Origin of the sequence: Burkholderia sp. WAC0059, from assembly GCF_002870125.1 — a bacterium.
Classification (GTDB): Bacteria; Pseudomonadota; Gammaproteobacteria; order Burkholderiales; family Burkholderiaceae; genus Paraburkholderia.
Map to the genome: position 1 here is coordinate 136,038 of NZ_PNEO01000015.1, position 13,303 is coordinate 149,340.

The following is a 13,303-nucleotide window of genomic DNA, read 5'->3' on the forward strand; positions in this document are numbered from 1 at the left end:
CAGTTTTTCCTTTCCGTCTTTCCCCGTCGTATCCTGACGCCCGGTTTTCGCGTTCTCGCTGCGCCGGTTGCCGCTGTCTGCCGTATCCTGGCCTTCCTATTCCACCTTTTACGGTCGAACCCGATTCCTGCCGATGAAGCCGATCCGCTACGCCATCGTTCCCAAACATCCCGCCGCGCATCTGTTCGAAGTGACCGTGACGGTGGCCGATCCCGATCCCGACGGCCAGCGCTTTATGCTGCCGGTCTGGATTCCGGGCAGCTACATGGTGCGCGAGTTCGCGCGCAACATCGTCACGCTGCGCGCGTCGGGCGAGTCGGGCCGCAAGGTGCGCATCGCGAAGATCGACAAGCACGTCTGGCAGGCGGCGCCGGTCAAGGGCGCGCTGACGCTGCGCTACGAGGTCTATGCGTGGGATCTCTCGGTGCGCGCCGCGCATCTGGACGACACGACCGGATTCTTCAACGGCACGAGCGTGTTTCTCGCCGTGTCCGGCCGCGAGGAGTCGCCCTGCATCGTCGACATCCGGCGTCCGGACGGGCAGGCGTATCGACGCTGGCGCGTCGCGACGGCGCTCGCCGAGGGGCGCGGCACGAAGCGTTACGGCTTCGGCGAATATCGCGCGGCGAACTACGACGAGCTGATCGATCATCCCGTCACGCTCGGCGAATTCGCGCTCGGCAGCTTCAAGGCCTTCGGCGTGCCGCACGACATCGTCATCGCCGGACGCGTGGTCGGTCTCGACATGGCGCGCCTCGAGGCGGACCTCAAGCGCATCTGCAAGACGCAGATCGCGCTCTTCGAGCCGGGCAGCAAGCGCGCGCCGATGGAGCGCTACGTGTTCATGACACAGGCCGTGACCGACGGCTACGGCGGCCTCGAGCATCGCGCCTCGACGGCGCTGATCTGCAGCCGCAACGACCTGCCCGTGAAGGGCCGGGACGAGACGACCGACGGCTACCGGACCTATCTCGGGCTGTGCAGCCACGAATATTTCCACACCTGGAACGTGAAGCGCATCAAGCCGGCCGCATTCGCGCCGTACGACCTCACGCGCGAGAACTACACGTCGCTGCTCTGGCTGTTCGAGGGTTTCACCTCGTATTACGACGATCTCGTGCTGGTGCGCAGCGGAGTGATCGGCGAGGACGCGTATTTCGGGCTCGTCGGCAAGACCGTCGGCGGCGTGCTGCGGGGCGCGGGCCGGCTCAGGCAGAGCGTCGCCGAGAGCTCGTTCGACGCGTGGGTCAAGTACTACCGCCAGGACGAGAACGCGGCGAACGCGATCGTCAGCTACTACACGAAGGGCTCGCTCGTGGCGCTCGCCTTCGATCTGTCGATCCGCGCGCAGACGGGCGGGCGCAAATCGCTCGACGACGTGATGCGGCTCCTGTGGCAGCGCTACGGCCGCGACTTCTATCGCGGCCGGCCGGTCGGCGTCGGCGAGGACGACGTCGAGGCGCTGATCGCCGAGGCCACGGGCGTGAAGCTCGGCCCGCTGTTTGACGACGCCGTGCGCGGCACGCGCGACCTGCCGCTCGCGGAACTCTTCGAACCGTTCGGCGTGACGCTCGAGGCGGAGCCCGAGCGCGGCGGGCGGCCGTCACTGGGCGCACGCGTGCGCGGCGGCGCCGAATGCACGCTGGCGGTCGTCCACGAGGGCGGCGCCGCGCAGAAAGCCGGGCTTTCGGCCGGCGACGTGCTCGTGGCGCTCGACGGCCTGCGCGTGACGGGTTCGAATCTCGACACGCTGCTCGCACGCTACCGGCCGGGCGACGCGCTCGACGTGCACGCGTTCCGGCGCGACGAACTGCGGGTAGTGCGGATCTCGCTCGACGAGCCGGAGGTCGCGCGCTACAAGCTTGCGGCCCAGGATCGGCGCGCTTCGGCGCGCAGGCTGCGGGAGCGCTGGCTGGCGGGCTGAGCGGCCGGCCGGCTCCGTCGCGGCGTCCGGCTGGCCCCCGGCCCGTCGCCACAAGGAGCGCCACAAGGGGCGGACAGGGCAGACGGAGGGCCGGACGGACCCGCCAATCCGCCATTTTGCCGATTGCATTGTTCTGCCGGTGCAACGATCCGTCATGGCTGGACCTCTTTTTTCGAATGCGGCCAATCAACACAATGGCCGCACTCGCGCAAGACTTGCGCGCCCAAACCCGATGGAGTCAATCATGACCACGATCCTGCAAATCAATTCGTCCGCCCGTTCGCAGGGCGCGCAATCCACGCTGCTCATCAATGAATTGACGGCCAAACTGCAACAGTCGAACCCCGGCGCGAAGGTCGTCGTGCGCGACCTGCAAAGCGCGCCGCTGCCGCACCTCGACGACGCGGTGCTCGGCGCGTTCTTCACGCCCGCCGAAAACCGCACGCCGGAGCAGCAGGCCGTCTCCGCGCGCAGCGAAGCGCTGATCGCCGAGTTGCAGGCCGCCGACATCGTCGTGATCGGCGCGCCGCTCTACAACTTCGGTATCTCGTCGCAACTGAAGACCTACTTCGACTGGATCGCCCGCGCCGGCATCACGTTCAGCTACACGGAAAACGGTCCGAAGGGCCTCGTGACGGGCAAGAAGGTGTTCGTCGTCTCGGCGCGCGGCGGCAAGTACGAAGGCACGCCGCACGACAGCCAGACGCCGTATCTGCGCTCGTTCCTCGGCTTCCTCGGCATGACCGACGTGAGCTTTATCTATGCCGAAGGCCTCAACATGGGGCCGGATGCGGCGAGCGCCGGCCTGAGCACCGCGCGCAGCGCCATCGCGGCCGCGTAAATCCGCCCGGTCCCGGTCGTTCCGCCGGACGAAAAACGCCACGAAAGCCATTTCGTGGCGTTTTTGTTTGCCGCCGAGTGGACTGGCGGGTTTGCCGGCGCAAGAGCGGAAAACCGGCGTCAGGCCAGCACTTCGGCGTTGTCGGGCAACCGCCAGTCGACCGGCGTGCAGCCGTGCGTTTCCAGATAGGCGTTGGCCTGCGCGAAGTGCCCGCAACCGAGGAAGCCGCGATGCGCGGACAGCGGCGACGGATGCGGCGCTTCCAGCACGCAATGGGATTGCTGGGGCCGTCCGTCCAGCAGCGCGCGCTTGGCTTGCGCGTGCGCGCCCCAGAGCAGGAACACGAGATGATCGCGGCGCGTCGCGAGTTCGTGGATCAGCGTGTCCGTGCAAGCTTCCCAGCCGCGCTTCGCGTGGCTGGCGGCATGAGACTGCTCGACGGTCAGCACCGTGTTGAGCAGCAGCACGCCCTGACGCGCCCAGGTGTCGAGGCAGCCGTGCTTCGGCGTGTCGAGGCCGAGGCTCGACGAGATTTCCCTGAAAATGTTGCGCAACGACGGCGGCGGGCGCACGCCCGGCGGCACTGAGAACGCGAGGCCGTGCGCCTGCGGCGTGCCGCGGTCATCGCCGTGATAGGGGTCCTGGCCGAGGATGACGACCTTGACGTCGTCGGGCGCGGTGAGCCGCAGCGCGCGAAAGACGTCGGCCGGGTAGATCGTCTTGCCACCCGCCCGCTCGTCGTCGATGAAGCGGCAAAGTTTCGCGTACGTGTCGCTTTCGATGAACGGCCGCAGCAGGTCGTGCCAGGCGGCGGGCAGGGCGTCGAACTGGTCTTCGAGGCGGGGTGTCCCGGCGCCGCCGGATGCCGGCGCGGCCGGGCGTTCCGGTTTGCCGGCGTCGGGCGAGGCGGGCGGATCGTCGTCGAACAGCGACGGCTGCGACGAATCGGGGCGGGAGCGTTTGGCGGGACTCATGGGCCGAGAGTGTCGCAGCAAAACGCTGCCGGCTCAACGTGCCGGCCCGCTTCGCCGGGGCAGCGTCGCGCTATTTCCCGCGCAGCCGGTAGCCGCGCTGTGCCTTGCTCACGTCGTCGGGCGCGAGGCCGGGAAGCTGCGCGGCCAGTTGCGCGGCGATTGCATGTAGTACGGCAACGTCGCCGCGCTTGAGTTCCAGCTCGATTTCGCAGATCGGCGCGTGCCGCGTTTCACCGTCGACCTCGGCCGTGACGTCTCCGAGATCGACGGCTGCCTCGACGTCGGCATCGGTTTCGCGCAGCAGCCACAGCGTGCGCGCGAAATCGGTGCGAAAGAGCGCGATCAGCGTCGGCGCGGCGTCGCGCAGCGCGGTCGCGACGCCGGCCTCGTCACATTCGCGCAGCAGCCGTTCAGGTTCGAGCGCGGCGCCGGCCACGGGCATTTCCCATTCGTGCCGCGCGTGCAGGCCGTCCTTCGCGACGCCGGCCGTCTTGAAGGTCTGTAGCCAGCCGTCGGGCGTGCGCCGCAGGCGCAGCGCGCTTTTGGCGCGCGCGAGCGCCAGGTCGGGCGTGTCGAAATAGACGTTCTCGAGCCGGACGATCTGTCCGGCCTGTCCGGCGCGCGCGTCAAGGAGCCGCTTCGCGGCATCGACCTGCGCTCGCGGCAGCGCCAGCTTGATTTCGCGTTCGATGGCCATGGCGGGACTCCGTGACGGAATGGCGGCGGGGGGCAGGATCAGAAGAACATCCGGGCCAGCTCGGCGCCTGGATGTTCGGCGCGCATGAACGCTTCGCCGACGAGGAACGTGTGCACGTCGCGCGCGCGCATGCGTTCGACGTCGGCACGCGCGAGGATGCCCGACTCGGTCACGACGATGCGGTCGTCCGGCACCTCGTCGAGCATCGAGATCGTCGTTTGCAGCGACGTTTCGAACGTGCGCAGGTTGCGGTTGTTGATGCCGATGAGCGGCGTCTTCAGCGTGAGCGCGTCGTGCAGCTCGTCGCGGTCGTGCACCTCGACCAGCACGGCCAGCCCGAGCGAGTGCGCGAACGCCTCGAGGTCGCGCATTTGCGCGGGTTCGAGCGCGGCGGCGATCAGCAGGATCGCGTCGGCGCCCATCGCGCGCGCCTCGACGATCTGATACGGATCGACGATGAAGTCCTTGCGCAGGACCGGCAGTTCGCAGGCGGCGCGCGCGGCTTCGAGGTAGGCGGCGCTGCCCTGGAAGAACTGCACGTCGGTGAGCACCGAGAGGCAGGCGGCGCCGTGACCCGCATACGAACGCGCGATGTCGGCCGGCACGAAGTGCTCGCGCAGCACGCCCTTCGAGGGGCTGGCCTTCTTGACCTCGGCGATCACGGCGGCCTGGCCCGCCGCGTGTTTGGCGCGCAGCGCGCCGACGAAGTCGCGCAGGTCGCGCGCCGACGCGTCGAGACGCAGCGCCTCGAGCGGCGCGCTTTGCTGTGCGGCGCGCACTTCCTCGCGCTTGACCGCGATGATCCGTTCCAGAATGTCGCTCATGATGTTTTGCGTGATGTGCCTGCGCGGCCGGCCGGCGTTTGAATTCAGCGCTTCAGTTGCTGCGTAAAGCGTACCAGTTCGTCGACTTTCGCGCGGGCCCGGCCGCTCGCGATGGTTTCGCGCGCAAGCCGGATGCCGTCCTCGATCGAAGGCGCGACGTCGGCCGTGTAGAGCGCCGCGCCGCTGTTGAGCACGACGATTTCGCGCGCGACGCCGGGCCGGTTGTCGAGCGCTTCGAGCAGCATCGCCTTCGATTCGTCGGCATTCTCGACCTTCAGCGTCCGGTTCGACGCCATCTGCAGGCCGAAATCCTCGGGATGGATCTCGTACTCGCGAATTTCGCCGTCGCGCAGCTCGCCGACGCGCGTCGACGCGCCGAGCGACACCTCGTCCATGCCATCCCCGCCGTACACGACGAGCACGTGCCGCGCGCCGAGCCGCTGCATCACGCGGACCTGGATGCCGACGAGGTCGGGATGGAACACGCCCATTAACTGGTTGGGCGCGTCGGCGGGATTGGTGAGCGGCCCGAGAATGTTGAAGAGGGTCCGCACGCCGAGCTCGCGGCGTACCGGCGCGATGTTCTTCATGGCCGGATGATGGTTCGGCGCGAACATGAAGCCCATGCCCGTTGCCGCGATCGATGCGGCTACCTGATCGGGCTGCAGGTCGATGTCGACGCCGAGCGCCTCGAGCACGTCCGCGCTGCCCGACTTGCTCGACACGCCGCGGTTGCCGTGCTTGGCGACGCGCGCGCCGGCCGCCGCCGCGACGAACATCGTCGCGGTCGAGATGTTGAATGTGTGCGAGCCGTCGCCGCCCGTGCCGACGATGTCGACGAAGTTGGCATTGTCCGCGACGTGCACGCGATTTGCGAATTCGCGCATCACGGTGGCCGCCGCCGTGATCTCGCCGATGGTTTCCTTCTTTACGCGCAGGCCGGTGAGGATCGCTGCCGAGAGCACCGGCGAGAGTTCGCCGCGCATGATGAGGCGCATCAGGTGCAGCATCTCGTCGTGGAAGATCTCGCGATGCTCGATCGTGCGCTGCAGCGCTTCCTGGGGCGTAATCATGATCCCGGGCTCCGTATTCATGCGTTGTGCGAGGCGGCGGCGTGCCTTGTCTGCCTGAGGAAGTTTTCGAGCAGCGCATGGCCGTGTTCCGAGAGGATCGACTCCGGATGGAACTGCACGCCCTCGACGGCCAGCTCGCGGTGCCGCACGCCCATGATCTCGCCGTCGTCGGTCCATGCGGAGATTTCGAGGCAGTCGGGCAGCGTGGCGCGCTCGATGGCGAGCGAGTGGTAGCGCGTGACGGCGAACTGCTGCGGCAGATCGGCGAACACGCCGCGCCCGTCGGTTTCGATCCGGCTCACCTTGCCGTGCATGATGGTCTGCGCGCGCACGACGCGGCCGCCGAACGCCTCGCCGATCGCCTGGTGGCCGAGGCAGACGCCGAGAATCGGAATCCGGCCGGAAAACTCGCGCAGCACCGCGAGCGTGATGCCTGCGTGCTGCGGGTTACTCGGGCCCGGCGACAGGCAGATGCGCTCGGGGTTGAGCTTCGCGATGTCGTCGAGCGTGATTTCGTCGTTGCGGTACGTGTGCACGTCCTCGCCCAGTTCGCCGAAGTACTGGACCAGGTTGTAGGTGAACGAATCGTAGTTGTCGATCATGAGCAGCATGGTCTTGTCTCCCGCATCAGAGGTCGCTGTCGAGGCCGTCCTGCACCTGCTCGGCGGCGCGCAGCACGGCGCGCGCCTTGTTCTCGGTTTCCTGCCATTCGGACTCGGGCACCGAGTCCGCGACGATGCCCGCCGCGGCCTGCACGTAAAGGTTGCCGTTGTGAATGAGGCCGGTGCGGATCGCGATGGCGAGGTCCATTTCGCCGGAGAATGACAGATAGCCGACCGCGCCGCCGTACAGGCCGCGCTTGACGGGCTCCAGCTCGTCGATCAGTTCCATCGCGCGCACCTTCGGCGCGCCCGAGAGCGTGCCGGCCGGGAACGTCGCGCGCAGCACGTCGAAGTTGGTCGTGCCGGGCTTGAGCTTGCCTTCGACCGAGCTGACGATGTGCTGCACGTGCGAGTACTTCTCGATCACCATCTTGTCGGTGACGGCGACCGAGCCGATCTGCGCGATGCGGCCGACGTCGTTGCGCGCGAGGTCGATCAGCATGACGTGCTCGGCGATTTCCTTCGGGTCGTTCAGCAGCTCGGTCGCGAGCTCGGCGTCGCGCTCGGGCGTGTTGCCGCGCGGCCGGGTGCCGGCGAGCGGGCGGATCGTCACGATCCGGTCGTCGTCGCGTTTTTCCTGGCGCACGAGGATTTCCGGCGACGAGCCGACTACGTGGAACGTGCCGAAGTTGTAGTAGTACATGTACGGCGACGGGTTGAGCGAGCGCAGCGCGCGATAGAGCGAGAGCGGGTTGTCGCGGTACGGCTTCACGAGGCGCTGGCCGACCTGCACCTGCATCAGCTCGCCGGCGGCGACGTATTCCTTTGCCTTGCGCACGGCGGCGAGATAATCGTCCTTCGCGAACTCGCGATAGGTTTCGGTGCGCACGCTCGCCGAAGTCACCGGTGGCTGGACCGTCGAGCGCAGCCGCTGGCGCAGCTCGCGCAGCCGCTGCTTCGCCTTCGCGTAGGCTTCGGGCGCGCTCGGGTCCGCGTAGACGATCAGATAGAGCTTGCCCGCGAGGTTGTCGATGACGGCCAGTTCTTCCGTGAGGAGCAACTGGATGTCGGGCAGGCCGAGGTCGTCGGGCGGGGCGGTGCGCGCGAGCTTTTTCTCGATGTAGCGCACGGCGTCGTAGCCGAAGTAGCCGGCCAGCCCGCCGCAAAAGCGCGGCAGCCCGGGGCGCTGCGCGACCTTGAAGCGCGCCTGGAAACGGGCGATGAACTCGAGCGGATCGCCCTCGTGCGTCTCGATCACCTCGCCGTCGCGCACGACTTCCGACACGCCGTTGCGCGTGCGCACGAGCGTGCGCGCGGGCAAGCCGATGAACGAGTAGCGGCCGAAGCGTTCGCCGCCCACCACCGATTCGAGCAGGAACGAGTTGGCGCCGCCGCGTTCGGCCTGCGCGAGCTTCAGATAGAGCGAGAGCGGCGTTTCGAGGTCGGCGAGCGCCTCGGCGATCAGCGGGATGCGGTTGTAGCCCTCGTTCGCGAGGGACTTGAATTCGAGTTCGGTCATGTTCCGATCCTGTTGGTGCGGCCGGCCGGTGCGGGGGCGCGGCGTGAGCGTCGTGCTGGCGCTTCGGGCGTGTTCGGCCCGGCATCGAGCCGGGATGCGGCGGCCGGCGCGTCGACTGCCGGCAAGTCGTCATCGGTCGGCGCGGCCTGCCGGAACGGCGGGTTGGCGGGAACGGGATGACGGACGTCCGCAGTCGGAAGACCGGAAAGACTACCGCAATAGTAGAAAAAGGAACACGCGCGATGAGACAGCGAATGAAAAACGGGGCTGAAGACGAACTTCAGCGAACCTCGGGCGAGGTTAGCGCGACCAGCGACGCCAGGGCCAGGCTCCCCGGTCGATGCTGCCAAGACTCCGTTTTTTATTCAGAAACATGAGGATGAAGGACCGTTCAGGTCGAAGTGTTATGTGCCGCGATCGCGTTGGCCGCGTCGAGCAGCGTGGCAACTATACCATCCGACTCGATTTGCTGTACAGATTGCCCGTGATTGTAGCCGTACGGGACCGTGAGCGTTGCCATGCCGGCCGCGCGGCCCGCGAGGGCGTCGTTTTCCGAGTCGCCGATCGCGACCGCGGTTTCCGGCGCGACGCCGAGCTGCGCGCAGGCCGTCAGCATCGGCAGCGGATCGGGCTTCTTCTTCGCCGTGCTGTCGCCGCCGAGCACCACGGAGAAATACCCGGACAGACGGTACTGCGCGAGCAGCTCCACCGCGAAGCGGTGCGGCTTGTTGGTCACGCAGGCGAGCTTCAGCCCGGCTTCGCGCATGGCCGCGAGACCCGCCTCGACGTCCGGATAGAGCCGCGTGTAGCGGCCGTTGATCTTGGCGTATTCGTCCTGATAGATCGCGAGCGCCTCGTCGAAGCGCGCCTGCACGTCGGCGGCGCCCAGGCGCGGCGCGAGCACGCTGCGGATCAGATGCTCGGAGCCCTTGCCGACGTAGCCCATCACTTCCTCGCGCGTTGTTTCCTCCGCGTCGATCTGGGCGAGCATGCCGTTCAGGCCGGCGGCGAAGTCGTCGGCGGTATCGACCATCGTACCGTCGAGGTCGATGAGGGCCGCCGCGATCCGCGGGGCGGAAAAGCGCAGCGGCGCGCTCACTGCGCGCCGCCCACGGTGGCGAGACGGCCGCGCATCTCGTCGATCACGGCTCGGTAATCGGGCTTGCCGAAAATGGCCGAGCCCGCGACGAACGTATCGGCGCCCGCGGCGGCGATGTCGGCGATGTTCTCGACCTTTACGCCGCCGTCCACTTCGAGATGGATGTCGCGGCCCGTCTTCTCGCGCCAGGCGTCGATGCGCCGGCGCGCCTCGCGCAGCTTGTCGAGCGCCTCGGGAATGAACGACTGGCCGCCGAAGCCGGGGTTGACCGACATGATGAGGACGAGGTCGAGCCGGTCCATGACGTGATCGAGGTACGAGAGCGAGGTCGCCGGGTTGAATACGAGGCCGGCCTTGCAGCCGTGATCGCGGATCAGCGTGAGCGTGCGGTCGACGTGGTCCGACGCCTCCGGGTGGAAGCTGATGACGTTCGCGCCCGCTTTCGCGAAGTCCGGCACGATGCGGTCGACGGGGCGCACCATCAGATGTACGTCGATCGGCACCTGCACGTGCGGGCGGATCGCCTCGCAGACGAGCGGGCCGATAGTGAGGTTCGGTACGTAATGGTTATCCATGACGTCGAAGTGAATCCAGTCCGCGCCGGCGGCGACGACGTTGCGGACTTCCTCGCCGAGGCGCGAGAAGTCGGCGGACAGAATGCTGGGGGCGATGCGAAAGGGCGTCATGGGGCGGACGGAATCGGACGAAAAGCGTCATTTTACCGTCACCGGGGCCCGCGGTCGGCGCCTTGCGCAGGCGCGCGTCGGGGCGGTTGCGGGCGCTCGCCGCATCAAGCAGAATGCGAACCAGACCGAAGCGTCCGACGGAAGGCGTCCATCGCCTTCTGGATCCGCTTCCGGCCGCCGCCCGGTGCGTGCCGCACCCGCTTCACCCGACCGGAATCAGGATGAGCCAGTACGAATTCAGCGTGAGCTCGCAGGTGCGCTACCTGCCCGAGGAGTCGGACCAGGAACGCCGACAGTATGCGTTCGCGTACACGCTGACCATTCGCAATACGGGGCAGGTCAGCGCGCAGTTGATCGCGCGCCATTGGGTCATCACCGACAGCGAGAGTCACGTGCAGGAGGTGAAGGGGCTCGGCGTGGTGGGCCATCAGCCGTTGCTCAAGCCCGGCGAGCAGTTCGAGTACACGAGCTGGGCCGTGATCGCGACGCCGGTCGGCACGATGCGCGGCGAGTACTTCTGCGTGGCCGAGGACGGCGAGCGGTTCGATGCGCCCGTGCCCGAGTTCGTGCTGCGCATGCCGCGCACGCTGCATTGAGCCGGCTCCGGACATCGGGGCGCGCCCGTTTCGCCGCGGCCCGCGTCGGCGAGGCGAGTTCGCGGTCGGCGGCGGAAACCGGTGGCGCGGCAGACGGCGACTTCACCGGGCATCCGTCCAGACAATCAGATATGGCCGTTTCCATCCAGAACGAGAACGAACAACCCATGCGTTTTTTCGGCCGGATTGGCGGCTGGGTCGGGGCGCTGTCCGTCGCGGTGTTGCTGGCGTCGTGCGCCGGCCCGAGTGCGAGGCACGGCGTGCCGCCGGAAAACGCGTTCGCGCCGGGCGGGTTCGCGACGCAGCGGCTGACCCAGGTTTCGTGGGAGCAGGTGCCGGGCTGGCAGGACGATTCGCTGATCGGCGCGACCGCCGCGCTGCGCGAGAACTGCGTCCGGCTCGCTCGCGATTCCCGCTGGCAGCGCGCTTGCGCCGCGGCCGGACAGCTCGACGATCTCGACGTCGCCGGCACGCACGCCTTCTTCGAAACCTACTTCACGCCGTTCCAGCTCGCCAATTCCGACGGCACGCTCGACGGCCTCGTGACCGGCTATTACGAGCCGCTGCTGCACGGTTCGCGCACGCGCCATGGCCCCTATCAGACCGCGCTCTACCACTGGCCGGCCGGCTATCGTCCGGGCGCCGCGCTGCCGCCGCGCGCACAACTCGAGCGCTCGGGCATCCTCGACGGCAACGAACTGGTCTGGGTCGACGATCCGGTCGAGGCGTTCTTTCTCCAGGTGCAGGGCTCCGGGCAGATCATGATGGACGACGGCGAAGTGATGCGCGTCGGGTTCGACGGGAGCAACGACCAGCCTTACCGCTCGATCGGCCGCTGGCTGCTAGAGCGCGGCGAGATCGCGCCGGTGCAGGCCACCATGCAGGGCATCAAGGCCTGGGCGCAGGCGAACCCGTCGCGGGTCGATATGCTGCTGGACACCAATCCGCGCTTCGTGTTCTTCCGTGAAATGCCGCCGGTCGGAGACCCTGACGGCGGCGCCGACGGACCGATCGGCGCGCTTGGCGTGCCGTTGACGCCCGAACGGTCCATCGCCGTGGATCCGTCCTCGATTCCGCTCGGCACGCCGGTATTCCTGCAGACCACCCGGCCGATGACCAACACGCCGCTGAACCGCCTCGTGTTCGCCCAGGATACGGGCTCGGCGATCAAGGGCGGCGTGCGCGCCGACTACTTTTGGGGACTCGGCGACGAGGCCGGCGATCTGGCCGGCAGGATGAAGCAGGACGGTCGCATGTGGCTGTTGCTGCCTAATTCGTAGCGCTTTGCGGCGCCGTGCGGCGGCGCTCGACGCCGTTCGTCGCCTGGAGGGCGGTCGCTTCGCACGTTGCCTGCCGGATCGTCTTGTTTGGAGGCGGGCGGCGGCCGCACGCGGTAAATTGATCTCCTTATCTGCCGGTTTCCGCCGCGTGGCGCGCCGTCGATCGGTCTGCGTTGGCGGCTCGAACGCGAATGCGGGCGGCCGGCGCATTTTTCGCGGGAAAGGAGGATGTATGGGTTATGAAAACATTCTGGTCGAGACGCGGGGCCGGGTCGGGCTCGTGACGCTGAACCGGCCGAAAGCGCTCAACGCGCTCAACGATGCGCTGATGGACGAGCTGGGCACCGCGCTGAAGGATTTCGACGCCGACGACGGCATCGGCGCCATCGTGATCACCGGCAGCGAGAAGGCGTTCGCCGCCGGCGCCGACATTGCCATGATGGCCGACTACTCGTTCATGGACGTCTACAAAGGCGATTACATCACCCGTAACTGGGAGTCGGTTCGCGCGATCCGCAAGCCGGTCATCGCGGCGGTGGCTGGCTTTGCGCTCGGCGGCGGCTGCGAGCTGGCGATGATGTGCGACATCATTTTCGCCGCGGACACCGCGAAATTCGGCCAGCCGGAAATCAGGCTGGGCGTGATGCCGGGGGCGGGTGGCACGCAGCGTCTGCCGAGGGCTGTCTCGAAGGCGAAGGCAATGGATCTTTGCCTGACTGCGCGCATGATGGATGCCGACGAGGCCGAGCGGGCGGGCCTCGTGTCGCGCGTGGTTCCGGCGGCGAAGTTGATTGACGAGGCGGTCGAGGCCGCCACGATCATCGCCGGGTTTTCACTGCCGGCCGTGATGATGGTGAAGGAGTCGGTGAACCGCGCCTACGAGACGACGCTGGCCGAGGGCGTGCATTTCGAGCGCAGGCTGTTTCATTCCCTGTTCTCGACCGAGGATCAGAAAGAGGGGATGGCGGCATTCCTCGAGAAGCGCAAGCCCGTATTCAAGAATGGCTAATTGCCGTTGCGAGGCATCTTCCGAATTTTTCCGCAAAAGTAGTTGACGGGTTCTGGTTTGGTGCGCATAATCTCGCTTCTCTGCTGCAGACGCGGCGGCGGACCCGGAGGAAAGAGGCCGGGTCTGGTGGGCTCTTTAAAAATTTACAGCCGATAAGTGTGGGTACCTGATGCGGGCGG

Annotated in this window: 13 protein-coding genes; 5 read left to right on the forward strand and 8 right to left on the reverse strand. The window is 67.5% G+C overall.

What is annotated here, in order from left to right; all coding sequences use genetic code 11:
- Window positions 1–133: 133 nt before the first annotated feature.
- Both CY652_RS16530 and CY652_RS16535 read left to right on the forward strand, forming a co-directional pair.
- The gene (locus CY652_RS16530; RefSeq protein WP_102131784.1) at window positions 134–1,924 is read left to right on the forward strand and encodes a M61 family metallopeptidase; all 1,791 of its coding nucleotides are present in this window, start codon (window positions 134–136) and stop codon (window positions 1,922–1,924) included.
- Window positions 1,925–2,168: 244 nt separating this feature from the next.
- The gene (locus CY652_RS16535) at window positions 2,169–2,765 is read left to right on the forward strand and encodes an FMN-dependent NADH-azoreductase (RefSeq protein ID WP_102131809.1); all 597 of its coding nucleotides are present in this window, start codon (window positions 2,169–2,171) and stop codon (window positions 2,763–2,765) included.
- A 119-nt stretch (window positions 2,766–2,884) separates the two neighbouring features.
- On the opposite strand, the gene CY652_RS16540 is transcribed toward CY652_RS16535, so the two are convergent.
- The 8 genes from CY652_RS16540 to rpe all read right to left on the reverse strand — a co-directional run bounded on the left by CY652_RS16540 (window position 2,885) and on the right by rpe (window position 10,239).
- The gene (locus CY652_RS16540) at window positions 2,885–3,739 is read right to left on the reverse strand and encodes a uracil-DNA glycosylase (protein ID WP_102131785.1); all 855 of its coding nucleotides are present in this window, start codon (window positions 3,737–3,739) and stop codon (window positions 2,885–2,887) included.
- Window positions 3,740–3,809: 70 nt separating this feature from the next.
- On the reverse strand, window positions 3,810–4,436 hold the full coding sequence (locus tag CY652_RS16545) for a CYTH domain-containing protein (protein WP_102131786.1): 627 nt from the start codon (window positions 4,434–4,436) through the stop codon (window positions 3,810–3,812).
- A 38-nt stretch (window positions 4,437–4,474) separates the two neighbouring features.
- Entirely contained in the window at window positions 4,475–5,260 is a 786-nt protein-coding gene (trpC, locus tag CY652_RS16550; RefSeq protein ID WP_102131787.1) for an indole-3-glycerol phosphate synthase TrpC, read from the reverse strand.
- Between the two features lie 44 nt (window positions 5,261–5,304).
- Window positions 5,305–6,336: an anthranilate phosphoribosyltransferase gene (gene trpD, locus CY652_RS16555; protein WP_102131810.1), complete on the reverse strand. Its 1,032-nt coding sequence runs from the start codon at window positions 6,334–6,336 to the stop codon at window positions 5,305–5,307.
- A 14-nt stretch (window positions 6,337–6,350) separates the two neighbouring features.
- Window positions 6,351–6,944, reverse strand: coding sequence for an aminodeoxychorismate/anthranilate synthase component II (locus CY652_RS16560; protein ID WP_102131788.1), 594 nt, complete (start codon window positions 6,942–6,944; stop codon window positions 6,351–6,353).
- 16 nt (window positions 6,945–6,960) lie between these two features.
- The gene (gene trpE / locus CY652_RS16565) at window positions 6,961–8,454 is read right to left on the reverse strand and encodes an anthranilate synthase component I (RefSeq protein ID WP_102131789.1); all 1,494 of its coding nucleotides are present in this window, start codon (window positions 8,452–8,454) and stop codon (window positions 6,961–6,963) included.
- A 391-nt stretch (window positions 8,455–8,845) separates the two neighbouring features.
- Window positions 8,846–9,553 (reverse strand): phosphoglycolate phosphatase, encoded by a 708-nt coding sequence (locus tag CY652_RS16570; RefSeq protein ID WP_102131790.1) that lies wholly within the window; start codon window positions 9,551–9,553, stop codon window positions 8,846–8,848.
- Window positions 9,550–10,239: a ribulose-phosphate 3-epimerase gene (rpe, locus tag CY652_RS16575; protein ID WP_102131791.1), complete on the reverse strand. Its 690-nt coding sequence runs from the start codon at window positions 10,237–10,239 to the stop codon at window positions 9,550–9,552. The genes CY652_RS16570 and rpe overlap by 4 nt, the downstream gene beginning before the upstream one ends.
- Before the next feature lie 221 nt (window positions 10,240–10,460).
- Here rpe and apaG point away from each other — a divergent pair, with 221 nt between their 5' ends.
- From apaG to CY652_RS16590, 3 genes are all read left to right on the forward strand, one after another.
- Window positions 10,461–10,835: a Co2+/Mg2+ efflux protein ApaG gene (gene apaG, locus CY652_RS16580; RefSeq protein ID WP_102131792.1), complete on the forward strand. Its 375-nt coding sequence runs from the start codon at window positions 10,461–10,463 to the stop codon at window positions 10,833–10,835.
- Between the two features lie 167 nt (window positions 10,836–11,002).
- On the forward strand, window positions 11,003–12,115 hold the full coding sequence (gene mltA, locus CY652_RS16585; RefSeq protein WP_102131811.1) for a murein transglycosylase A: 1,113 nt from the start codon (window positions 11,003–11,005) through the stop codon (window positions 12,113–12,115).
- Between the two features lie 232 nt (window positions 12,116–12,347).
- Entirely contained in the window at window positions 12,348–13,124 is a 777-nt protein-coding gene (locus CY652_RS16590; protein ID WP_102131793.1) for an enoyl-CoA hydratase, read from the forward strand.
- Window positions 13,125–13,303: the final 179 nt, after the last annotated feature.

Excerpts from the sequence above, each read along its gene's own strand:
- CY652_RS16530 (WP_102131784.1), top strand. The coding sequence starts at position 134 with ATGAAGCCGATCCGCTACGCCATCGTTCCCAAACATCCCGCCGCGCAT.
- CY652_RS16535 (WP_102131809.1), top strand. The coding sequence starts at position 2,169 with ATGACCACGATCCTGCAAATCAATTCGTCCGCCCGTTCGCAGGGCGCG.
- CY652_RS16540 (WP_102131785.1), bottom strand. The coding sequence starts at position 3,739 with ATGAGTCCCGCCAAACGCTCCCGCCCCGATTCGTCGCAGCCGTCGCTG.
- CY652_RS16545 (WP_102131786.1), bottom strand. The coding sequence starts at position 4,436 with ATGGCCATCGAACGCGAAATCAAGCTGGCGCTGCCGCGAGCGCAGGTC.
- trpC (WP_102131787.1), bottom strand. The coding sequence starts at position 5,260 with ATGAGCGACATTCTGGAACGGATCATCGCGGTCAAGCGCGAGGAAGTG.
- CY652_RS16560 (WP_102131788.1), bottom strand. The coding sequence starts at position 6,944 with ATGCTGCTCATGATCGACAACTACGATTCGTTCACCTACAACCTGGTC.
- trpE (WP_102131789.1), bottom strand. The coding sequence starts at position 8,454 with ATGACCGAACTCGAATTCAAGTCCCTCGCGAACGAGGGCTACAACCGC.
- rpe (WP_102131791.1), bottom strand. The coding sequence starts at position 10,239 with ATGACGCCCTTTCGCATCGCCCCCAGCATTCTGTCCGCCGACTTCTCG.
- apaG (WP_102131792.1), top strand. The coding sequence starts at position 10,461 with ATGAGCCAGTACGAATTCAGCGTGAGCTCGCAGGTGCGCTACCTGCCC.
- mltA (WP_102131811.1), top strand. The coding sequence starts at position 11,003 with ATGCGTTTTTTCGGCCGGATTGGCGGCTGGGTCGGGGCGCTGTCCGTC.
- CY652_RS16590 (WP_102131793.1), top strand. The coding sequence starts at position 12,348 with ATGGGTTATGAAAACATTCTGGTCGAGACGCGGGGCCGGGTCGGGCTC.